General features: G+C 33.2%; 17 protein-coding genes. 8 read left to right on the forward strand and 9 right to left on the reverse strand.

The window, feature by feature from the left end:
• Positions 1-51: 51 nt before the first annotated feature.
• The 5 genes from ACEN2K_RS05140 to ACEN2K_RS05160 all read right to left on the reverse strand — a co-directional run bounded on the left by ACEN2K_RS05140 (position 52) and on the right by ACEN2K_RS05160 (position 6,330).
• The gene (locus ACEN2K_RS05140) at positions 52-348 is read right to left on the reverse strand and encodes a hypothetical protein (protein WP_441758251.1); all 297 of its coding nucleotides are present in this window, start codon (positions 346-348) and stop codon (positions 52-54) included.
• Positions 349-718: 370 nt separating this feature from the next.
• The gene (locus tag ACEN2K_RS05145; protein WP_441758252.1) at positions 719-2,182 is read right to left on the reverse strand and encodes an oligosaccharide flippase family protein; all 1,464 of its coding nucleotides are present in this window, start codon (positions 2,180-2,182) and stop codon (positions 719-721) included.
• A gap of 37 nt (positions 2,183-2,219) precedes the next feature.
• On the reverse strand, positions 2,220-3,512 hold the full coding sequence (locus ACEN2K_RS05150; RefSeq protein WP_441758253.1) for a glycosyltransferase family 4 protein: 1,293 nt from the start codon (positions 3,510-3,512) through the stop codon (positions 2,220-2,222).
• 70 nt (positions 3,513-3,582) lie between these two features.
• The gene (locus tag ACEN2K_RS05155) at positions 3,583-6,003 is read right to left on the reverse strand and encodes a YfhO family protein (RefSeq protein ID WP_441758254.1); all 2,421 of its coding nucleotides are present in this window, start codon (positions 6,001-6,003) and stop codon (positions 3,583-3,585) included.
• Between the two features lie 45 nt (positions 6,004-6,048).
• Positions 6,049-6,330: a DUF4834 family protein gene (locus ACEN2K_RS05160; RefSeq protein ID WP_441758255.1), complete on the reverse strand. Its 282-nt coding sequence runs from the start codon at positions 6,328-6,330 to the stop codon at positions 6,049-6,051.
• A 130-nt stretch (positions 6,331-6,460) separates the two neighbouring features.
• Between ACEN2K_RS05160 and ACEN2K_RS05165 the strand changes: the two genes are divergently transcribed.
• The gene (locus ACEN2K_RS05165; protein ID WP_441758256.1) at positions 6,461-7,426 is read left to right on the forward strand and encodes a transporter; all 966 of its coding nucleotides are present in this window, start codon (positions 6,461-6,463) and stop codon (positions 7,424-7,426) included.
• Positions 7,427-7,435: 9 nt separating this feature from the next.
• Positions 7,436-8,554 (forward strand): GTP cyclohydrolase, encoded by a 1,119-nt coding sequence (locus tag ACEN2K_RS05170; RefSeq protein ID WP_441758257.1) that lies wholly within the window; start codon positions 7,436-7,438, stop codon positions 8,552-8,554.
• A gap of 94 nt (positions 8,555-8,648) precedes the next feature.
• Here the strand turns inward: ACEN2K_RS05170 and ACEN2K_RS05175 are convergent, their stop codons facing one another.
• On the reverse strand, positions 8,649-9,125 hold the full coding sequence (locus ACEN2K_RS05175; protein ID WP_441758258.1) for a hypothetical protein: 477 nt from the start codon (positions 9,123-9,125) through the stop codon (positions 8,649-8,651).
• Positions 9,126-9,246: 121 nt separating this feature from the next.
• Positions 9,247-10,509 carry an aminotransferase class I/II-fold pyridoxal phosphate-dependent enzyme gene (locus ACEN2K_RS05180; protein ID WP_441758259.1) on the reverse strand — a complete coding sequence of 421 codons (1,263 nt, stop codon included), beginning with the start codon at positions 10,507-10,509 and terminating at the stop codon, positions 9,247-9,249.
• Between the two features lie 225 nt (positions 10,510-10,734).
• Between ACEN2K_RS05180 and ACEN2K_RS05185 the strand changes: the two genes are divergently transcribed.
• On the forward strand, positions 10,735-11,538 hold the full coding sequence (locus tag ACEN2K_RS05185; RefSeq protein WP_441758260.1) for an NYN domain-containing protein: 804 nt from the start codon (positions 10,735-10,737) through the stop codon (positions 11,536-11,538).
• Here ACEN2K_RS05185 and ACEN2K_RS05190 read toward each other — a convergent pair.
• Positions 11,535-13,916 carry a 7TM diverse intracellular signaling domain-containing protein gene (locus ACEN2K_RS05190; protein ID WP_441758261.1) on the reverse strand — a complete coding sequence of 794 codons (2,382 nt, stop codon included), beginning with the start codon at positions 13,914-13,916 and terminating at the stop codon, positions 11,535-11,537. The genes ACEN2K_RS05185 and ACEN2K_RS05190 overlap by 4 nt on opposite strands.
• Positions 13,917-14,086: 170 nt before the next feature.
• Between ACEN2K_RS05190 and ACEN2K_RS05195 the strand changes: the two genes are divergently transcribed.
• The 4 genes from ACEN2K_RS05195 (at position 14,087) to ACEN2K_RS05210 (ending at position 19,761) form a co-directional block, all read left to right on the forward strand.
• Complete coding sequence (locus ACEN2K_RS05195) at positions 14,087-15,595, forward strand: FMN-binding glutamate synthase family protein (protein ID WP_441758262.1); 1,509 nt, start codon at positions 14,087-14,089, stop codon at positions 15,593-15,595.
• 609 nt (positions 15,596-16,204) lie between these two features.
• Complete coding sequence (locus ACEN2K_RS05200; RefSeq protein ID WP_441758263.1) at positions 16,205-16,783, forward strand: non-canonical purine NTP diphosphatase; 579 nt, start codon at positions 16,205-16,207, stop codon at positions 16,781-16,783.
• A gap of 205 nt (positions 16,784-16,988) precedes the next feature.
• Positions 16,989-18,905 (forward strand): DEAD/DEAH box helicase, encoded by a 1,917-nt coding sequence (locus ACEN2K_RS05205; RefSeq protein ID WP_441758264.1) that lies wholly within the window; start codon positions 16,989-16,991, stop codon positions 18,903-18,905.
• Positions 18,906-18,993: 88 nt separating this feature from the next.
• Positions 18,994-19,761 carry a carboxypeptidase-like regulatory domain-containing protein gene (locus ACEN2K_RS05210; RefSeq protein ID WP_441758265.1) on the forward strand — a complete coding sequence of 256 codons (768 nt, stop codon included), beginning with the start codon at positions 18,994-18,996 and terminating at the stop codon, positions 19,759-19,761.
• Positions 19,762-20,102: 341 nt separating this feature from the next.
• On the opposite strand, the gene ACEN2K_RS05215 is transcribed toward ACEN2K_RS05210, so the two are convergent.
• Entirely contained in the window at positions 20,103-21,566 is a 1,464-nt protein-coding gene (locus tag ACEN2K_RS05215) for an aminoacyl-histidine dipeptidase (RefSeq protein WP_441758266.1), read from the reverse strand.
• A gap of 101 nt (positions 21,567-21,667) precedes the next feature.
• Here ACEN2K_RS05215 and ACEN2K_RS05220 point away from each other — a divergent pair, with 101 nt between their 5' ends.
• Positions 21,668-22,738 carry a DUF3810 domain-containing protein gene (locus ACEN2K_RS05220; RefSeq protein WP_441758267.1) on the forward strand — a complete coding sequence of 357 codons (1,071 nt, stop codon included), beginning with the start codon at positions 21,668-21,670 and terminating at the stop codon, positions 22,736-22,738.
• Positions 22,739-23,011: the final 273 nt, after the last annotated feature.

Below are 23,011 nucleotides of genomic sequence, written 5' to 3' on the forward strand. Positions count from 1 at the left end.
AAAATAGCCTAGTATCCATACTAGGCTATTTTTTTGCTAAAAAAGTTTTTATTAATTGTAGCATTTATCTTCAAATGCATTTCCATCTTCATCAATGGCAATTAATATTCTTTTTTCGCGAGAGGAAATAAAGCTTTGGTACATCCAAGGTATTGACCACAACCCCAATGTAACGCAAGAAAAAAGAAAATGGATATTGTGATTTACTTTCATTCCTTTTTTAGATAGCACAGCAAAAGGCAATTTATCATTTCTCTCTTCTACAACAAACCCTTTATTAATTTTTTCCCTTAGAATGTTTGAGAATTTAATGGTATTCTCATCCTTAATTAATGCTTGGTTTTTCATAATAATTGTATGATTTAATTTCAACATTGTTATTTACTAGAACAATAATGAAATAACAAAATTAAGCGCTTAATTGACGTCTCACAATACCCACTTTTAGTGATATTTGAAAAACTTTGCTATTTAATTACTTCATCCCAGTAATTTACTCACACAAATGTATTTTTTAAATCATCTATATGTATTACAACATATTCATATTGTGTTATAAGATTTTAAGTAGTGCCATTGTACAGCAAGTATTAACCATGATTACAGCCATTAGAAATAGGTTGCGTCAAAAATACTATTTTATGCGCTGTTAAGATTACTACTATTTACAGAAGAACAACTATTCTTATATTGTCCAGAAGAAGTGATGGAATTTGAATTATTTTTTGATTCTTTTGATTAAGGAATCTAGAACCCCATTAATTTCCTTGGAAATTTTAAACTTATAATTGAGGTAAACATACAAAACAGTCACGAGTACTGATTTTAAGGCTATCCCTACAATTGGATGTACAGGAAACTCCCAAAAATAAAACAGTACAAAAAGCAATCCAGTCAGTCCTAAAGAAGAAATAGTTTGATTAGTAAAAGGGTATAAATGCATCCTTTTAACCACAAAAAGTAATTTGGCTAAACTATATAGAGTAATAGATAATAAAGTCGCAAAAGCAGAGCCTAGTATTCCATATCGCGGAATAAAAAATATATTTAAAGCAATGGTTAGAAATACAAGTAATAAACCCAAAAACAAAACCATCCTATAATATTTAGAATTGAATATGATGGCGTTATTGTTCCCTAAAATCAAGTCAAAATATTTAGACAATCCAATCATAAAAACAACCAAAATACCGCCACTATATTCCTTTGGAACTAATTCATAAAGTTGGTTGATATTTACAAAAATACAAAGCATCACAAAACCTCCCACTACTTGTAAATTAATAGAGGTTTTTTTATATAAATCATTCAACTCATCATGCTTATCTTCATGCATTAATTTTGCAGTTATAGGATAAACAATCTGGTGCATGGCACGACTTGGTACAGAAATTACTAATGCGATATAGGTTGCTACAGAATAATAGGCTATATTTTCAATGACCATATATTGATTCAACATTAGTTTGTCGCCATCTAAAAGCAAATTAGCAACACTACCAGAAAGGATAATGTAAAAGGTATATTCTAAAATTGCTTTTACATTAGGCGGAATAGTAAATTGAAATTTTGGTTTCTTTATTTTAAAAGCATAAAACATAGTAACTAGTAGAGCCAAAAAATAAATTCCTGCGGTTACATAAACAAAATCAACAACAGTCATCCATTTAAAATACACTGCAATTAAAGCAAACAACGAAAACAATCTAAGACCAACTTCCTTAATAAAATTTCCAAAAACCGAATGCATATGAACTCTGGCCCAAGCATAGAAAACCTCAAAGTATGCCATGCATAATCCAGTAAAAGGTATCAGCCATATAAAGGTTTTGACAACAGGATTTTTCTTCGAAACAAAAAGCACTAAATCGTCGAAGAAAAACAAACCTAGAAATGCTAATGGGATACATAATAGTAAAGGAAACAAGACAGTAAATGATAAAAAACGCTCCCTTTCTTCCTCAGTTTTATACTGAGAGTAAAACTTTACTAAAGTATTTTGCATACCAATAGCAAAAAGAGGCATAATCACATTTGCCGCTGACAAGATATAATTTGTAACCGCATAATAGGTAGCTCCCAGAAAAATAGGATACAAATAAAGCGTATTTATAGCTCCTACACCAAAACCAATATACGTAATTACAGTGTTTTTTAAAGACTGATTTAATACTATTCCCATTCTCTATACTTGCGAGACTTGAACCAATCTCTTTATATTATTTATTAAGCAGTGTTACTAATTCCTTAGTCAAATTTTTTCTTGAATATTGCTGTAAACCAATTCCATGAGATTGCAGTTTACCTTCTAAAAACTGCCTATAAAAGTCCAAAAGTACACTTTTTAGCCTTTCTTTTTCAGAATATTCAAAAAACACACCCGTATTAGTTTGGGTAATAATTTCGGCAAAATCAGAATCTTTAGGACCTATAGCGACGATCGGTCGGTTAGAAACCATGTATTCAAATAACTTGCCTGGAATAATGCTTTTAGTATCCACTGAATCAATTTCAATCAATAATAGCACTTGCGATTTTTTTTGATGCGCGATCGCCTCACTATGAGAAACATAACCCAAATTATTCAGATAAGGGTTCAAAGCAAATTGTTTTATCGTTCCCAAAACCTCTTGACTTACTGCACCAATTAGTTTTATCTCTAAATGCGTTTTAAATGCAGGGATTTCTGTGATCAGTTCGACTAAAACTTCCCACAAGATAATAGGATTTCGCTCTGATAGAAATGACCCTATGTGTGCCAAAGAAAATTTAGAATCTACAACTTGACTCGCTACAGTCTCCACATCAAAACCATTAGTAATCACAGCAATTGGTTTTGTTGTAATCTCTTGAAATTCAGTCTTTGTAGTCTTACTCGTTACTATAAGACTATCCGCAGCATTCATCACTTCCTTTTCTAATTGCTTATGCTTTTTTGCTGCATAATTCGAGAGTCGTAACGCCTTGTGATATCCTATAGTTGTCCAGGGATCACGAAAATCAGCAAACCATTTCACATTCGTACTTTTTTTTAATTGCAATGCAATTAAATGCAGACTGTGCGGTGGACCAGATGTAATAATTGTACCTATATTATGTTCAACTATGTATTTTTCCAAATACTTCACTGATGGTTTTACCCAGAAAACACGGGCATCAGGAATAAATAAATTCCCTCTAATCCATAAAAAAATCTTATCTAAAGTTGACTGCTTTTTCTGATTTGGAATAATCCCTGAACTTATCTTCTTCGTCTTGTTTTTCGATAAAAATGACGCCAATTGATAAGGCTCAAAAATTTTATGTTTTAAAATAATCGCCTGATCTGATACTTCGTTAACTAAATCTTTATCTAGAATGGGATAAGTAGGATTCTCAGGAATATAAACTACCGGCTGAACACCAAAATCTGGTAGATATTTGACAAATTTTAACCAACGCTGCACTCCAGGCCCACCCGCTGGCGGCCAATAATAAGTAATTATTAGAATTTTCTTTTTTTTAGGTTCCAATAGAAGATGGGTTTAATTTGTGCTAAAGCAATGCCTATATAAAAACAATTATTGAAAGTTCATTTTACGGCTATATTTCTTTCCCTTTTCTTTTAAGATAGATACCACCTACTAGAAGTACCAACATAATCGCTGCACTAATTAATGTAATCGTACTTCCTGTTTTTACAACCTCTGGTTCAAATTTAAATTCGATTGTATGTTCGCCAGCAGGAACCATCATGGCTCTAAGAACATAATCTACCGGAAAATGAGAAGTTTTCACACCATCTACGTAAGCATTCCAACCCTTCTCATAATAGATTTCAGAAAAAACAGCCAAGCCCTCATTTTGATTTTTCGAAGTGTATTTTAAGTAATTTGGTTTGTAAACTTCTAATGCGATAGTTCCGCTGTCATCTAGATTGCGTTTTAATCGAGCATTATGGAACTTATCACCGTATAAATGAATATTGAAAATAGCAGCACGTTTAGTATCAAACTTATTCAATAATTTCATTTCGTCATTGGCTTTGTTAACCAATTTCACATCTCTTACAAACCATGCATTCCCATTTGCATCAGGGTTGATAGCAGGGAAATCTTTACCCTCTTTATCTTTTTGAATCACATACTTAACATTTAACATATTAAGGACTTCAAGATTATTTTTGGCTAATTGATAGTCAAATAATTGTTGTACTCTTCTAGGACGAACAGCACTATATCCTCCAATTGACTTATGGAAGTAAGAGGACCTTGCACCCATTAAATCTTGTACCTCAAATACTCTAAAGATTCCTGGATCTTTTAAAATTTCACTATCTGTAGGTGTTTCTTGAAAAGGAACTTGTACTTGGCGACTTGATACAAAATCTTTTTTTGAAACGTATTTTTTATCTACAAAGAATAAATCAGAAACCATGAATAAACCCACTAACACAATTGCTGTAGTATGTGCTAATTTATTTTTAATATACAACCACAATACTCCTGCTGTTACAATAACAAAAAAACCAGAACGCAATAAATCAGCATTAAATAAACTTTTTCTGTCACTTACTAATGCATCTACAAATTGTGGACCATAACTTTCTAAATAATAGCTGTCGTTCGCTCCAGCAAAGCTAAACAGGCCTTTACTTAAAAATAATAGTACAATAATTCCCAAACTAATTGCTGCAGCTTGCCACAACGGTTTAATTTGTTGGTCTCTTTCTAATTTAAAAAAGGATTGAAGTCCCATTATTGCAAGAACTGGAAAACATAATTCTAGGATAACTTGAATAGAGGATACCGCTCTAAACTTATCATACATCGGGATATAGTCGATAAAGAAATCGGTTAAAACAGGAAAGTTTTTACCCCAAGACAACAGCAAAGAAGCTACTGCTCCAGAAAGAAAAACATATTTTAATTTACGGTTATCAACGAATAATGCTAAAATTCCAAGGAAGAAAACGATTACCCCAATGTACGCAGGCGCAGCAACGATAGGTTGGTCTCCCCAATATGTTGGCATGCCCGAAACAAAATCAGTAGCCTGAGCATCAGGAACACCGTTCCCAATCATTAGCTCATACATATCGCTATCCTTACCTACGTTTTCATTATTTGATCCACCAAAAATCCTTGGCGCAATCAAATTGAAACTTTCCAATACTCCGTAGCTGTATTCTGTAATGTAATCCTTGGTCATTGCACTACTTGTCGTATTTGCTGAACCATCAGGGTTGTAAGTTAATTCGCTTTTTGATCGAATACTAAAACCAGCATATTCTGCTGTAGCCATTAAATTAGTAGCATTCGCTCCTACCGCTAAAATACCAGCAATAGCTAGAAAACCAAAAGATTTTAAAAGTGGTTGGTATGCTTTGTTTTTGACATCTATATAAATGTAGTAAGCCGCTAAAATTAAAAGAAAAAGCAGTAAATAATACGTCATCTGAAAGTGATTCGCATTAATTTCCAGTGCTGCTGCAAACATGGTCAACAATCCACCGACGATATAACGACGTTGAAACACTAGTATGACTCCGGCAATAACAAGTGGCATATAGGCTATTGCATGCGCTTTGGCATTGTGCCCAACTCCTAATATGATAATAAGATAAGTAGAAAAACCAAAAGCTAAAGCCCCAAAAAATGCCTTTAAAGGATCAATTTTAAGCACTAATAATAGACCATAAAACCCTAAAAAGTATAAAAATAAATAATCTGCGGGACGGGGTAAAAAACGTAACGCATCATCTATTGCACCAATATAATCATGTGGATATTTAGCTCCTAACTGATAAGTAGGCATTCCTCCAAAAGCACTATTCGTCCAATAAGGCTCTATATGTTCTGAAGCCCTAAAATCATTTTGCTCCTTTGCCATACCAGTATATTGCACAATATCTGATTGGAAAATTTGTTTTCCCTGCAAGACAGGATAAAAGTAAATTAATGAAACGACTACAAAACCTAAAATAGCAAGCGCGTGCGGATATAACTTATTTATAATTTTCAATTTAAGAGCTTTTTAAAGAATATGAATGTGTAAACAACAGCAAATTTAGTCTATTTCTTCGTAATCCACATAATCCCCAACTTTTTTGGTTTCCCGTGGATTTTTGACGTTTTCCGTGTTGTAAATTATTTCATCCTTAGACTGCGTAGTGTTCCATGAAGCCCCTTGTGAACGCTGTTGTTGCTGTTGGAAATTATCGCCTGCTTTTTGGACCACTTTCTTTACTAAAAGCGGTAAAAATAGTTTAGCCAAAAACTTAAAAATATAGTAAAAAGCGAGTATGTAAAAAAGTGTTTTTATAAAACCTGTAAAAGAAGCAGCTTGCATAATCAGTATTTTTTTTACAAAAATAATAAATCCTAGCCGAAACTTCAGGACAAAACTAAACTATCATTCTTAAATAAATGATAAAATATAGTACATTTGAAAAGCGTTATCACTTTTAAAAGCTGAAAATATGTCAAGACTGAACCAACTATTTTTAATCGTCCTACTTACAATCCCAAGTATTCACTATGGACAACATACTGATCAAATCAATTCAAATAGACCTGGAGAAACCATGTCGGCTTATGCCGTAGGTAAAAATGTTATTCAAGGCGAAGTTGGTATTTATGGTATAAAGCAAAACCATAGCTTACTAAATTATGATGCTAATGGATTTGGATTGGATGCTACATTAAGATGGGGATTATTGTTTGAAAGACTTGAAATCATTGCCGACATACAATACCAAAACGAGAAATTTACTTCTAATTACCTTGACACAAATAGATCGGCATTGAAACAAACTAACTTAGGAGCTAAATATCTTATTTACGATCCTTTCAAGAATTATAAAGAAAAGATTAATGTGTATAGCTGGAAAGCGAATCGTCGCTTTAAATGGCGCCAATTTATTCCTGCAGTTTCTGTTTTTGCAGGTGCAAATTTTACAATGAAAAACAATCCTTATTCCTTTTCTCCAGATGCAAGCATTTCTCCAAAAGTGATGTTGATCACTCAAAATCATTTAGGCGACGGAAGCTGGGTTTTTGTAACTAACATCATTGGTGACTATATTGCAACTGATTACCCTAGTTATGGCTACGTGCTGACATTAACCAAAGGATTCAATGATAAATGGTCAGGTTTTATAGAAAATCAGGGGTATAAAAGTGATTTTTACAGTGATGCCATCGTTAGAGGTGGCGCAGCTTACCTTCTGAATACTGATATGCAAATAGATGCTTCTATAAGCACTAGTCTAAAAGACACGCCTTCTATTCTTTATGGAGGAATTGGATTTTCTTGGCGCTACGACGCAAATCATCAGGATGTGGTTATGGATCTTGATAATGGAGGAGGAAAGAAACCAAAATCAGTTCGTAAAGCAGAGAAGAAAAACAAAAAACGTAAAGAAGCAATCGATAAGAAATCTTAAAAAAATACCATGATTACAATAAAAGAAGCTATTACTAAAAGTGAATTAACCGAATACATAAAATTCCCTTTTTCATTATATAAAGACAATGAATTCTGGGTTCCGCCAATTATTGCTGATGAATTAGAATCTTTTGATAAAACTAAAAATCCTGCATTTGAAAATGCTGAAGCTTACTTTTACATTGCTTATAAAGACAATAAAATTGCAGGCCGTATTGCAGCTATTATCAACTGGAATGAAGTTAATGACATGCAAAAAAAGAAAGTACGTTTTGGATGGTTTGATGTCATAAATGATATTGAAGTAACTAAAGCTTTACTAGAGAAAGTCTATGAATTAGGGCAAAAACACAACTTAGAACATATTGAAGGCCCTATGGGATTTTCTAATTTAGATAAAGTAGGTGTGCTTACGGAAGGTTTTGACCAACTAGGGACTATGATAACCTGGTACAATCATCCCTATTACGCAACACATTTTGAACAGTTGGGATACGTTACTGAAAAAGAATATATAGAGAGTAAATTTCCTTTTGAAAATGTAAAACCAGAATTCTTCAAAAAAGCCAATGAATTAGTCAAAAGAAGATACCAATTAAGTCCTTTAAATTTCAAAACAACAAAAGAGGTTATGCCTCACGTCGATAAAATGTTTGATTTATTTAATGAGTCATACGCCAACCTTTCATCGTTTGTTGCCGTTACTGATGTTCAAAAAGAGTATTTTAAGAAAAAGTACATTGGTTTAATAAACCCCGAATACATAAAATTTGTAGAAGATAAAGACCATAATATCGTTGCATTTAGCATCGTTATGCCCTCGTTTTCAAAAGCATTACAAAAAGCTAAAGGAAAACTATTCCCTTTTGGATTCATACATTTACTTAAAGCTAAAAAACAAAGTAAAGATATGATTTTTTACTTGATCGGTGTTCATCCTGACTTTCAAAACAAGGCCGTTACCGCTGTCATATTTAATGAATATTACGAGACTTTCAAAGAAAAAGGAATTGTAAACTGCTACAGAACTCCAGAGTTAGCAGATAACGTGGCAGTGCATAATTTATGGAAACATTTTAATCCCGTAGTTCACTGCAGAAGAAAAACTTTTAAAAAATTACTCTAAATATCGGTTAATATTGTACACAATTTAATACCAATAAAAATATCCATTAGCATACGCTAATGGATATTTTTATTTTGTCTAATAAGTATTAAAATTACTCCTTACAATCAATCTTATTGTAGACTACATTACTGTCAAATTTGATTTTGCTTTTATCTTTGATCATCATTTTTCCGTTAGCTTCTAAAACTTCACCATGTCCTTCAACAATAGTATTAGAATCTTTTTTAAGAAAAACCAATTCCCTTACAGATGTTTTTCCCTCAGATTGAAAAGTATAATCAGCAAATATCGTATCGCCTTTTACATTACCTAACAGCGTTCCAAAGCTTTTATCCTTTTGATAGTAGGAATAATCTAACTCACCTTCAAATTGGTTTACATCATTAATCGCGACAGTTAGCGTGATAGTATCTTTCTCAATTACCGCTTGATAACATTCTTTTGACGTAGTTTCTAGTGGAGCTTCTACTTGTACTTGTGGAGCGCTTACAGCCTCTTTTTTATTGTTCATGCAAGAGGTAGATATCGCTAACAATAGTATGGTTGAAAATAAATATACATTTCTCATAGTAGTTTCTTTTTATGGTTATTATAAATGTAAATTTAACTATAACAAAAAAAAATCCATTCATAGAATGAATGGATTTTGTTATGTAATTCCCACATGGAGAAATTATAATATTATCAGATTAAGCATCTAAATCAACTGTAGTTCTAGCTGCAATTTCTTTATACGTACCATTTACTAATTTTTCACGTATTGCTTCAAAAGCTAAAAGTGTTTCATCAATATCAGATAGTGTATGCGAAGCTGTAGGGATCATTCTTAATAAGATTATTCCTTTTGGAATCACGGGATAGATCACAATTGAAAGGAATACGCCGTAGTTTTCTCTTAAATCATTTACCATAACCATTGCTTCTGGCACACTTCCTTCAAGATAAACGGGAGTAATACAAGTGTTTGTATCACCAATATTAAAGTTTCTTGAACGCAATCCAGCTTGCAAAGCATTTACATTTTCCCAAAGTTTATCTTTCAATTCTGGGTGGTTACGCAATAACTCTAAACGTTTCAATGAACCTATAGTTTGAATCATTGGCAATGCTTTAGCAAACATTTGCGAACGTAAATTGTATTTTAAATAATCGATAATTTCTTTATCAGCAGCTACAAAAGCACCAATATTTGCCATTGATTTAGCAAATGTAGAAAAGTAAACATCGATTTCATCTTGAACTCCTTGCTCCTCACCTGCTCCAGCTCCTGTTTTACCAAGTGTACCAAAACCGTGTGCATCATCTACAAGTAAACGGAAATTGTATTTTTGCTTCATAGCAACAATCTCTTTCAATTTACCTTGTTGTCCACGCATCCCAAAAACACCTTCGGTTATAAATAAAATACCGCCTCCGGTTTCAGTAGCCATTTTTGTAGCACGTTGCAGGTTTTTCTCCATACTTTCTAAGTCATTGTGCTTATAAGTAAAACGTTTTCCCATATGCAAACGAACCCCATCAATAATACAGGCATGTGAATCTACATCATATACAATAATGTCGTTTTTAGTAACCAAGGCATCAATAATAGACACCATTCCTTGGTAACCAAAATTTAATAGGTAAGCTGATTCTTTCATTACAAAAGCAGCTAATTCTTCTTCTAATTGTTCATGGTATTTAGTATGACCACTCATCATTCTCGCTCCCATAGGATAAGCTGCACCAAATTGAATTGCTGCATCAGTATCCGCTTGTCTCACCTCAGGGTGATTTGCTAAACCTAAATAGTCGTTCAAGCTCCAGTTCAAAATATTTTTACCACCAAACTGCATTCTAGGTCCTAATTCACCTTCTAGTTTTGGGAAAACAAAATATCCCTCTGCTTGTGAAGCCCATTTTCCTAATGGTCCCTTATTGTTTTGAATTCTTTCGAATAAATCCTTTACCATAATATATTTAAGTAATAATTTTAATTTTAAGAAGTTGCAAAAATAATTATTTATATTTTATAAAAGTCTTGAAAGTAAATTTATTTTTTTGTAGCTATTCCTGCTATTCACTCTATCTTTTACTTTTATAAGAAAAAAGTAAAAGGATGCCGTTACTATCAGGGCTAAAACGCATCTTATCAATAAACTTTGTATCTTTGAAAAATCACGCAATGCAAGAATAATATGTCACAAAACACTAAAGAACTAAAATTAGCCGTCTTAATTGATGCTGATAACGTCCCATATAGCAATGTCAAAGGAATGATGGAGGAAATTACAAAGTATGGAACTCCCACTACAAAACGTATTTATGCTGATTGGACAAGACCTAATGCTAATGGTTGGAAAGCGGTTTTGCTAGAACATGCCATTACTCCCATCCAACAATATAGTTATACAACTGGTAAAAATTCTTCTGATTCTGCATTAATAATAGATGCTATGGATTTATTGTATTCAGGAAAGCTAGATGGTTTTTGTATCGTTTCTAGTGATAGTGATTTTACACGTTTAGCGATACGTCTTCGTGAATCAGGGATGAAAGTCATTGGTATTGGAGAGCAAAAAACCCCAAAACCATTTATTAGCGCTTGTGACCGTTTTGTATTTATAGAAGTTTTAGACGGTGCCATAAAGAAAAATGCACCTAAGAGAGTTTCTAATACGGGAACAAAGAAAGTAGTGGAAAAAAATCCTGAAAAAGCTATTGAGAAAAACATTAGAAAACCACTTAATAAAATCGACGAACCTACAATTGATCTTATCGAAGACTCTATTGATGACATAGCTGATGATAGTGGATGGGCTTTTCTAGGTGATGTAGGAAACCTAATTGTCAAGAAAAAACCAGAATTTGACCCCAGAAATTATGGCTTTCCAAAACTGACTCCGATGTTAAAATCTCTAACAGATATATTAGACATTGATGAAAGAGATTCAGACAAAAAAGGAATTAAACATGTGTATGTGCGTTTGCGCTATAGTTAAACCAATTCTTTGATTACCTGATACAACAAATCCTTTTTTATAGGTTTTGATAAGTAATGATTCATCCCTATTTCTGAAACGCGTAGTTTTGTACCTTCCATTACATCTGCCGTTACAGCTACAATAGGGATCGTTTTATTTTTCTCACCCGCCTCACCATTTCGTATCGCTATGGTTGCTTCGTAACCATCCATAACAGGCATTTGCAAGTCCATTAAAACAATATCAATAGTATTATCTTTAAAAGCATCTAAGCCTTCTTGCCCATTATTAGCATAAATTACTGTAGTATTCAACCATTTCTTAGTGATCATTTTAATCACCATTTGATTAATAGAATTATCTTCAACTACAAGAATGGTTTTTCCTTCTAAATCATAGACTTCAGGCTCTACTGGCAGCTGCATTTTCTTATCTTCGGCAACAACCTCATAATCAATACTTAATTTACAAGTAGTTCCTTTTCCTAATTTACTATCTATAACCACAGTTCCATCCTGCATATCTACCAATGTTTTTACAATATAAAGCCCCAGTCCAAGGCCACCAAACTTTCTTTTATTATCAATATTATTTTGCGAAAAAGAATCAAAGATACTGTCTTTCTTTTCCTGAGAAATTCCCACTCCTGAATCTACAATAGTGATGAGCAATCGTGCTTTTTTATCAGAAAGCATTTCAATGTCAAACTTAAACATCACATAACCTTCAGATGTAAATTTGATTGCATTATTCAGCACGTTGTTTACAATTTGTATCAATCGCACTTCATCTCCCATAAAAAAATTGGGAACAGTATCAGGTTGAGCAAAAACAAATTCTAAATCTTTATCCTTAGCTCTAATTTCCGCATTATTTTTAAGACTTCTCAAAACTGCCAAAGGACTAAATTTAAATTTCTCAATTTTAATCTCTTTCTTTTCAATCTTTGAAAAATCTAGAATATCATTGACAGAACTCAGTAAACTAGTAGAGGAATATTTTATCACTTGGCAATTCCTTTTTATTTTATCGTCTTCGACATCACTTGAAATGGAATCAATCAAGTTTAATATAGCGTTTAACGGAGTACGCAGTTCGTGACTAATATTAGACAAAAAGTACGACTTTAAATCATTCATTTCTTCTGAGCGAACTAAGGCTATTCTATTAAGTTCATTTTTTTCGTTCTTTAAATTCCTAATTAAATTAGACATCGAAAGCGATAGAAAAATAACCTCCAGTCCAGTACCAAATTTGGAACTATTTTGAGTGATAAAATTATTAGCTACAATTCCGAAATTGTTCAAAATAAATACTGTAAAACCCAATATTAAAAAAAAGATACCAATAACAAAGAAGGAATCTACTGGTTTCTTTTTATAATAGAGATAACAGATAGAGATTACAATTAAAATCAAAAATGACAATCCTAGCACATTTACAACAATATAGCCATAAGGGAATACAGCTGGAATAAATATAACACTTAGTAGAAGTATAGTAAGCAAAATATAACTAGCCTTGAAAACGCTGTAGAAGCCCTTGCTATGTTCTTTAATTTTCAAGAATACCTCACTGTATTTACCTGATAAAAACGCAGCTATAATAGCTAAAAACAACACGGCATGATTTGAAAACCATCCTGCAAAAGGCGTTATGTATTTAAAGAAAAATCCATCTAAGGCAAATTGAAGTAGTCCTACAAAAACAACATACAAACTGTAGTACAAGAATGTTTTTTCGCGTAAAGCGAAATAGAAAAAGAAATAAATGATTGCTGCTATTGTTAGTAGTCCGTAAAAGAAGCCAAAAAGGTATTGCTCAAAAGAAACCTCATCAATGAATCCCGTTGCTGAATATAGAATCATGGGAATCTTTATAACTTCACCATCGCTTTTTAAATGTAAAAACAATTTAAGTTTTGTATGTGGCTCAATTATAATTTTAAAAATTGATTTACGATTTTCAAAGGAACGTTCAGCATAAGGAATACTATCCCCACTTATTTGTTTTTTAATTTCCCCTGTAGCTTCATCAATAATAAATAACTCAACTACATCAGTTATTGGTCGGGCGGTTTCAAAATAATAATGGCGGTCTGAGTCAGTTGCATTTTGAATCTCTGTTTTAGCCCAATAATGACTTTGAGTAAACCCTAAATCATCGTTCTCAGTAACTAACGGCTCAGGTTTTAACGAGTTGTAATTAGACATTACATACTGAATATCTAAATTTCTTTGACCTACATTTGCAACAGAGGCATATTTATGAAGGGAAATTCTATCAGCTAAAGAATCAGATTGTATTACAAATTGAGAATAGGACTTATTGAAAAACAACAACAAGATAACTATCTTTATGAAAGATATGCTTTTGAATTGTGTTTTTATTCTCATATTTACCTATTATTATAATTTTATATACGTTAGAAGAACAACTTTAGATTTAATTAAAAGTTGTCTCTATCCGAAAAAGATAAATATAGAGACATTTATTTAAACAAAGTAGCTTTTAAACATTAAAAGCGTTTTTCCTACTAATTTTCTGACCTACAAACTTCTTTCTCATGAGAAAAAAATTTTTTACTTATGGAATTGCTTTACTACTAATCACATTAGCAATTCATTTTTACTTTAAGACAACAATCTTTTACCCTTTACTGTTATTAATTATCCTCGTCATTGGTTTATTAAACAGCCTTCAGAAAAAACATGCAATATTAAGAAATTTTCCCGTTTTAGGCTATTTTAGATACCTATTTGAAATGATTGCACCCGAAATTCAGCAGTATTTCATTGAAAAAACCACTGACGGAAAACCTTTTTCTAGAAACGAACGATCATTAGCATACCAAAGAGCTAAAAATATTGATGCCACTACTCCTTTTGGAACGCAGCTAGACATCAATCAATCCAGTTATGAAGGAATAAAGCATTCTATATTTCCAGCTAAAGTAAATCATGACTTAGCTAGAATTACGGTTGGTGGCCCAGACTGTAAACAACCCTACTCTGCTTCATTATTAAATATATCAGCGATGAGTTTTGGTTCTTTAAGTGAAAATGCCATTGTTGCACTTAACAAAGGTGCAAAGCAAGGAAATTTTTATCACAATACAGGTGAAGGTGGATTAACCGATTACCATTTACAAGGCGGTGATATCACTTGGCAAATTGGAACGGGTTATTTTGGCTGTCGCACGGCGGATGGAAATTTTGATGCTGAAAAATTTATGCATAAATCAATACATCCGTCGGTAAAAATGATTGAAATCAAACTATCACAAGGAGCTAAACCTGGCCATGGAGGCGTTTTACCAGCAAGCAAAAATACTGAGCAGATAGCCAAAATTAGAGGCGTAGTGCCACATACTACTATATTATCTCCCCCAAGTCACAGTGCCTTCGCTGATGCCAAAGGTTTGGTTCATTTTATTAAGGAACTGCGACGATTATCAGAAGGCAAACCTATAGGATTTAAATTATGTATAGGACAAACCAGTGAATTTGAATTGATATGCCAAGAAATGATTGTTGAAAATTGCTATCCCGACTTCATAACTGTGGACGGCGCTGAAGGAGGAACGGGAGCCGCTCCTTTAGAATTTTCTGATGGTGTGGGTATGCCTTTTGAGCCAGCTCTGATCTTTGTCAATCGCACATTAATTAGCTTAGGAATCCGAGATAAAATTAGAGTAATCTGTAGTGGGAAGATCATATCAGGATATTCCATATTACGAGCTGTAGCAATGGGAGCCGATATTTGTAATAGTGCTAGAGGTTTTATGTTTTCATTAGGTTGTATTCAGGCTTTGCGCTGTAACAATAATAGTTGTCCTACAGGAGTTGCTACTCAAGATAAAATGCTAATGAAAGGATTAGTAGTTACTGACAAGGCTGAAAGAGTATATCATTTTCATAAAAACACCTTGTTTGCCGCAAATGAACTTTTAGCAGCAGCAGGCAAATCCAGTTTTAATGAGGTTGATAATTCTATTTTTATGAGAGGAGATGAATTTACTACTTTATCAGACCTTTATTTCCCCGACAATCTAACTAATGTATCCCGATTCTAGATTCAACTCCAAAAAAAAGGAGGGCGTTTATAGCCCTCCAACTGTAAGTTTTGATTTATCATTTTCAAACTACTATAAAAGTAAGCTTGAACTAAGAACAACTGTCTCTTTTCAGATAGGTTAATTCAATTAATTAATCAAAACCACATATCAAAGATAAGAATTAAATCGAATGCAAACACAAGTAAGAACCTGATTAACAAGTTTTTAACTTTTTACAAGACTTAATTACGAAATCTGCAATAAAAAGTTCAGTTTACTGCAAAAAAAGGAGGGCGTTTATAGCCCTCCAATTGTAAGTTCTGATTTACCATTATCAACTCACACTAATTGTGTAGCTGACTATTGAATTGTTATCTTATGTGAAGAATAACAAAAACAAGTAATTAATCAAAACCACATTATAAAGGTAGTAATAAAACGCACTTAAACTATTATATAACTGCAGTTTAACTCCTATTTAACATGAATAAGAAATACTTTGATTTAAATGCAATAAAATGGTCCAAATATATTTTTTACAGTAATAGAATTAATTCCAATTTTAATCAGCTACAAATTCGATAGTAATAATTGTATCTTTGAAAATGTAAATCTCAAATTATAACTATGAAAATTGTTTTTGCATCAAATAATGAAAACAAAATAAAGGAAATTCAGCAATTACTACCCGAAAACATTCAAATAGTCAGTTTAGCAGCGATAGGTTGTCACGAAGAAATTCCAGAAACCGCAGATACCATTGAGGGTAATGCTATATTGAAAGCTAATTATGTCACAGAGCATTATGGCTACGATTGTTTTGCTGATGATACTGGGTTAGAGGTTCAGACACTAGATGGCGCGCCAGGAGTATATTCTGCTAGGTATGCAGGAGCGCAGAAAAATGCTGATGACAATATGAACAAGTTGCTAGAAGCATTAATTGAAAGAGATAATAGAAAGGCCCAGTTTAAAACAGTTATTGCCCTAAACCTAAAAGGAGAGCAACATCTATTTACAGGAATTGCTTCTGGCGAAATAACCACGAGCAAATCAGGAGATAAAGGTTTTGGCTATGATCCTATTTTTAAACCCGAAGGTTTTGAAGAAACCTTCGCCGAGTTGTCATTAGAAACCAAAAATAAAATCAGTCACAGAGCATTGGCAACCCAAAAATTGCTGCAGTTTTTTGAAACAGCAAAATAATTGGCTAAAATCCAACAAATCTGATTCAAAATAATTAGATTTTATACAGCCATTTGACTATTTATTTTAAAACAGCTTACTTCAGTTAGCAAATAAAAAATATAACATATTGATTATCAAACAGTATTAAATCCTTAAAAGTTAAAATAGCATTAGTTTATGTCGATAATTTAGAGTAATTTTGCACCCTATTTTAAAAATACATATGAATAAATTTGAACAATTAGGATTGAGTGAATCGTTACTGAAGGCGATTTTAGATCTAGGATTTGAGAATCCGACCGAAGTACAGGAGAAAGCGATTCCCCTATTATTGGAAAAAGACACAGATATGGTTGCGTTGGCTCAGACAGGGACAGGGAAAACGGCAGCATTTGGTTTTCCAGTTATTCAGAAGATTGATGCCAACAACAGAAATACACAAGCATTAATTTTATCTCCAACACGCGAATTGTGTTTGCAGATTACCAACGAAATTAAAAACTACTCTAAATACGAAAAAGGTATTAATGTGGTAGCAGTTTACGGTGGAGCTAGCATTACAGAACAAGCAAGAGACATTAAGAGAGGCGCACAAATTATTGTTGCAACTCCAGGAAGAATGCAAGACATGATTAATAGAGGATTGGTTAACATTTCTCAAATTAACTTTTGTATTCTAGACGAAGCGGATGAAATGTTGAACATGGGATTCTACGAAGATATCGTAAACATCCTTTCAACTACACCAGACGAAAAAAACACATGGTTGTTCTCTGCAACAATGCCTGCTGAAGTAGCACGTATTGGGAAACAATTTATGAAAGATCCTATTGAAATTACTGTAGGAGCTAAAAATTCAGGTTCATCAACTGTATCACATGAGTTTTACCTTGTAAATGCACGTGATCGTTATGAGGCTTTGAAACGTTTAGCTGATGCTAACCCTGATATTTTCTCAGTAGTTTTTTGTCGTACTAAAAGAGACACACAAGCTGTTGCTGAAAAATTAGTTGAAGATGGATACAGCGCTGCTGCATTGCACGGAGATTTATCTCAAGCGCAACGTGATGGTGTTATGAAATCGTTTAGAGGAAGACAAATCCAAATGCTTGTAGCTACTGATGTTGCAGCACGTGGAATTGATGTTGATAATATTACTCACGTAGTAAACTACCAACTTCCTGACGAAATTGAAACGTACAATCACCGTTCTGGACGTACAGGTCGTGCTGGTAAATTAGGTACATCTATCGTTATTGTAACAAAAAGTGAATTGCGCAAGATTTCTTCTATCGAAAGAATCATCAAACAAAAGTTTGAAGAAAAAACAATTCCTTCTGGAATTGAAATCTGTGAAATCCAATTATTACATTTAGCAAATAAAATTAAGGATACAGAAGTTGATCACGAAATTGACAACTACTTACCAGCAATTAACAATGTTCTTGAGGATTTAACTAAAGAAGAATTGATTAAGAAAATGGTATCTGTAGAGTTTAACCGTTTTATTGCTTACTACAAGAAAAACAGAGACATCTCTTCACAATCAGGTGAAAGACGTGAGCGTGATGACAGAGGTGAAGGTGCTTCAAGAGGAAACAGTAATGGTGGTGCAACAAGATATTTTGTAAACATTGGTTCTAGAGATAACTTTGATTGGATGTCATTAAAAGACTACTTAAAAGAAACACTAGATCTAGGTCGTGATGATGTCTTTAAAGTGGACGTAAAAGAAGGATTCTCTTTCTTTAACACAGATCCTGAGCATACTGATAAAGTAATGGAAGTATTGAACAACGTACAATTAGAAGGACGTCGTATCAATGTTGAAATTTCTAAAAATGACGGTGGTGGAAGACGTGATCACAACGGAAGAAGTTCTGGTGGTGGTTTTGGCGGAAGAAGCTCAGCTCCAAGACGTGAAGGAAGCTTTGCTCCAAGACGTGAAGGTTCAGCTGGTTTCGGAGGAAGAAACTCAGCTCCTAGAGAAGGCGGTTTCGGAGGAAGAAGTTCAGCACCTAGACGTGAGGGAGGTTTTTCTGATAGAGCTCCTAGAGGAGAAGGTTCTTCTGATAGAGCACCTAGACGTTCAGAAAGTTATGGTGATTCACCAAGACCTAGAAGGCCAAGAAGAGACTAACATTTATTGTTAATTTTCTTATAATTATACTGAGAAACTACAAAATATTTAATCCTGATTTACTACTTTTAAAGTCTTAAACCAGTTTATGAAATATTTTGTAGTTTTCTTTTTTTTGACAATATGCTTAAGCAGTCATGCCCAGACTGTCTCCCACTCTGAAAAAGTATCCGGTTATATTTACAATGACAACACTAAATTGCCATTAATAAATGTCAACATCATTAATATTAATAAAGTAAGAGGCGCAAGAACGGATGCAAGTGGTTATTTCGAAATTGACGTTCAACCTACAGATACCTTACACCTATCACTTTTAGGATTTCAATCATTAAGGGTAAAAGTTACTAATGACTGGATTAAAAATAAAATGGCTAAAATTTACCTTACAGAAAAAGCCATTGCACTAGAAGAAGTTGTTATCAGACCATTTAACCTTACCGGTTATCTTGAAGTTGACTCTAAAACCATCCCCACAAAAGAAAATTTCAGATATAGTATTTCTGGTTTAACACATGGTTACGAAGCTGGAGAATATTCTCCTGATGCTTTTGGACGTGTATTAGGTTCTATATTTAATCCTGCTGACATGCTATATAATTTCTTTGGTAAAAATCCGAAAGAGCTTAAAAAGCTACGTGAAATGAAGAAAGATGACACCGTGCGAAATCTATTAGAGTCAAAATTTGACAGAGAAACAATAGCCGTGCTTTTAGGAGTTGATAAAAAAGAAATAGCTGAGATACTACAACGTTGCAATTACTCTGAATCATTTATACAATCAGCAAACGACTTACAAATTATGGATGCTATAAGTGGTTGTTATGAAGAGTATAAAATCTTGAAAAAACGATAAATTAGAATAGCTATTCTAACCTAAAATAAAGAAGACCTTTAATCCTCATTATGCAGCAGTATAGTGAGGATTTTTTATTCTACTAAAAATAAATAAACTAGAAGTAAACAATATTAATTACATTTACCTAGACACAACTAACTAATCTATAAAAAACAATTATCATGGCAAAAAGTCAAGACGCAAAGAAAACGGCTAAGAAAGAACCGTTAAAAACAGCTAAGGAAAAGAAAGAAGAAAAAAGAGAAAAGAAAAATGCTCCTAAAAGAGATTAATTTCCCATAAAATAACAAACCCTCGACTATTACTAATCGAGGGTTATTTATATCTAATACTTTCTGTTACTTAACTGGAATATTCGCTAAAATTTCCAATAAGAATTTCCAGAATTTCTGAGACGAAGTTATACTCGCTCTTTCATCTGGTGAATGTGCACCATGAATTGTGGGTCCAAAAGAAATCATGTCCATCTCAGGGTAATTTGTACCTAAAATTCCACATTCTAAACCTGCATGGCAAGCTACTACTCTTGGTTTTTCTCCAGTTTGTTTTTCGTAAATCGGCACTAAAACATCTAATATTTCTGATTCTGCATTAGGAGTCCAACCTGGGTAAGAACCCGAAAGTTCCACTTCGCATCCCATTAATTCAAATGCTGAACGCAAACTATTAGCGACATCAAACTTAGCTGTCTCTACAGAAGAACGTGTTAAACACTGTACCGTTAGATTCCCATCCCCTAATACTACTTTAGCAATATTATTAGATGTTTCCACCAGGTCAGCAAAATCAGCGCTCATACTATATACCCCATTATGAGCCGCATACATCGCTCTAACAAAATAAAACTGTGCAATAGAAGGCATCACTTTAGTAGGAGTTTCTTCTAATTTTTCAAAAACAACTTCTAAATTGGGTTCAGTCGTTTTTAATTCTGTTTTAATATCGTTAACAATTTGCTGCATATCGAATACAAAAGCCTCATCATATACTTCGGCGATGATCACTTTAGCAACGCTTTCTCTAGGAATAGCGTTACGTAAACTACCTCCTTGAATTTCAGAAATTTGTAAACCAAAATTATCAAAACCATCAAATAACAGACGGTTCATAATCTTATTAGCATTTCCTAACCCTTTATGAATATCCATACCTGAATGGCCACCCTTCAATCCTTTAACGGTAATTTTATACCCTACAGAAGCTTCTGGAGTTTCCTCTTCATCGTACTCTGCTGATGCCGTTACATCAATACCACCAGCGCAACCAATATCTATTTCATCATCTTCTTCAGTGTCTAAGTTTAATAATATTTGACCTTGAAGGATGCCCCCTTTTAAATTTAAGGCACCCGTCATTCCTGTTTCTTCGTCGATGGTAAACAAGGCTTCAATAGCTGCATGTGGAATATCAGTGCTTTCTAAAATTGCCATAATTGCGGCAACTCCTAGTCCGTTGTCTGCTCCTAGTGTAGTTCCTCTTGCACGTACCCAATCTCCATCAACATACATGTCAATTCCCTGTGTATCAAAATCAAATACCGTATCGCCATTTTTCTGGTGAACCATATCTAAATGTCCCTGCATTACAATGGCTTTGCGATTCTCCATTCCTGGAGTAGCTGGTTTGCGAATAATTACATTACGAATATCGTCTTCAAAAGTTTCCAAACCTAAGTTTTTCCCAAAGTCTTTCATGAACTCAATAACGCGTTCTTCTTTCTTTGATGGACGTGGAACTGCATTTAAATCGGCAAACTTATTCCAAAGTACTTTTGGCTCTAAATTTCTTATTTCTTGACTCATTTATTGTTGTTTGAAGTTTAACATTTTTAAAGTTCAAAGTTACAAAGTTTAAATTCTTTTTCGGTAGTAATTGATATTGTAATTATATTTACAATCTTTATATGAAAACTTTGAAATCAAAATACTTTCTCCCCCTTTTTTTAGTTGTACAAATTCTTATTTTACAAATTATTTCTTCTTTTCCAAAAACTGTAGAATACTATTACAGTAATGGTTTTTATCCTGTTGTGGCGCAATTTTCTAGAGCAAGTTTTAGTTGGTTTCCTTTTTCAATAGGAGACTGCATCTACTTTATTTTAATTGCGCTGTTAATTAAATGGTTTTGGGATCAAAGAAAAACATGGCGTACAGCATGGAAGAACAACAGTTTACAACTACTAAGCTTTTTTTCCTTGTTTTACTTTTTATTTCATGTACTCTGGGCTCTGAATTACTACCGCCAACCTTTATATGAAAAGATGGGAATTAAAAAAGAATACAGTAATGATGACTTATTTGATTTTACAAAAAAACTTATCATTAAAACGAACGACATCCATCAGCAGATTACTAAAAATAATAATAGTAAAGTAGTATATCCTTACACACAGGAAACCACTTTTAAAAAGACTTTGCAAGGCTACGCAGAACTTTCCAGTCATTATGATTATTTTACCTTCAAAAAATTGAGTACAAAAAAATCATTACTCAGTTTACCACTTTCTTATATGGGCTTCAGTGGGTATTTGAATCCTTTTACAAACGAAGCACAGGTCAATTACTTAATTCCGATGTACGGATTTCCTACGACAGTTAACCATGAGATGGCACACCAAATGGGTTATGCTAGCGAAAGTGAATGTAATTTTATAGGCTTTCTAGCTTCCATTAACAATAAAGACCTGTATTTTAAATACTCAGGTTACAGTTTTGCATTAAGTTACTGTCTAAGCAGCATTAGAGGTCAAGATGAGCTTCTTTACAAAACATTATTAAAAGATATCCATCCAGGAATCTTAAAAAACTTTCAAGAGAGTCGTGATTACAGAAAGAAATACCAAACCCCTATTCAAAATGGATTTCATAGTTTCTACGATAGCTTTTTAAAAGCTAATCAACAAAAAGATGGCATGGATAGCTACAGTAAGTTTGTCGACTTAATGATTAACTATTATAGAACAGGTAGTTTGTAGTAGTTATTTTATAATTGATATGACACTGTAAAAATGTCCCACCGAAATAATCGGCAATTTTTAACCTAGTTTCTTTTTAAGCACTCAATGCTTTAGAAACCAACACTCTAACCTTTGAAACTCTGAGAATTTGAGACTCTGTAGCTTTGAATCTCTTAAACTTTTCAACTCAGTAGCTTTAAAACTTTAAAACACTGAAACATTTAAACTCTGAAACTTTTAAACTTTGAAACTTTGAGACTCTGAGACTTTGAAATTCTGTACCTTTAAAAA

This window comes from Flavobacterium sp. W21_SRS_FM3 (assembly GCF_052113625.1).
In the GTDB taxonomy this organism is placed as follows: domain Bacteria; phylum Bacteroidota; class Bacteroidia; order Flavobacteriales; family Flavobacteriaceae; genus Flavobacterium.

What these genes read in the sequence shown, in the direction of transcription:
- ACEN2K_RS05140 (WP_441758251.1), bottom strand. Translation starts at nt 348, where the DNA reads ATGAAAAACCAAGCATTAATTAAGGATGAGAATACCATTAAATTCTCA.
- ACEN2K_RS05145 (WP_441758252.1), bottom strand. Translation starts at nt 2,182, where the DNA reads ATGGGAATAGTATTAAATCAGTCTTTAAAAAACACTGTAATTACGTAT.
- ACEN2K_RS05160 (WP_441758255.1), bottom strand. Translation starts at nt 6,330, where the DNA reads ATGCAAGCTGCTTCTTTTACAGGTTTTATAAAAACACTTTTTTACATA.
- ACEN2K_RS05165 (WP_441758256.1), top strand. Translation starts at nt 6,461, where the DNA reads ATGTCAAGACTGAACCAACTATTTTTAATCGTCCTACTTACAATCCCA.
- ACEN2K_RS05170 (WP_441758257.1), top strand. Translation starts at nt 7,436, where the DNA reads ATGATTACAATAAAAGAAGCTATTACTAAAAGTGAATTAACCGAATAC.
- ACEN2K_RS05175 (WP_441758258.1), bottom strand. Translation starts at nt 9,125, where the DNA reads ATGAGAAATGTATATTTATTTTCAACCATACTATTGTTAGCGATATCT.
- ACEN2K_RS05180 (WP_441758259.1), bottom strand. Translation starts at nt 10,509, where the DNA reads ATGGTAAAGGATTTATTCGAAAGAATTCAAAACAATAAGGGACCATTA.
- ACEN2K_RS05185 (WP_441758260.1), top strand. Translation starts at nt 10,735, where the DNA reads ATGTCACAAAACACTAAAGAACTAAAATTAGCCGTCTTAATTGATGCT.
- ACEN2K_RS05190 (WP_441758261.1), bottom strand. Translation starts at nt 13,916, where the DNA reads ATGAGAATAAAAACACAATTCAAAAGCATATCTTTCATAAAGATAGTT.
- ACEN2K_RS05195 (WP_441758262.1), top strand. Translation starts at nt 14,087, where the DNA reads ATGAGAAAAAAATTTTTTACTTATGGAATTGCTTTACTACTAATCACA.
- ACEN2K_RS05200 (WP_441758263.1), top strand. Translation starts at nt 16,205, where the DNA reads ATGAAAATTGTTTTTGCATCAAATAATGAAAACAAAATAAAGGAAATT.
- ACEN2K_RS05205 (WP_441758264.1), top strand. Translation starts at nt 16,989, where the DNA reads ATGAATAAATTTGAACAATTAGGATTGAGTGAATCGTTACTGAAGGCG.
- ACEN2K_RS05210 (WP_441758265.1), top strand. Translation starts at nt 18,994, where the DNA reads ATGAAATATTTTGTAGTTTTCTTTTTTTTGACAATATGCTTAAGCAGT.
- ACEN2K_RS05215 (WP_441758266.1), bottom strand. Translation starts at nt 21,566, where the DNA reads ATGAGTCAAGAAATAAGAAATTTAGAGCCAAAAGTACTTTGGAATAAG.
- ACEN2K_RS05220 (WP_441758267.1), top strand. Translation starts at nt 21,668, where the DNA reads ATGAAAACTTTGAAATCAAAATACTTTCTCCCCCTTTTTTTAGTTGTA.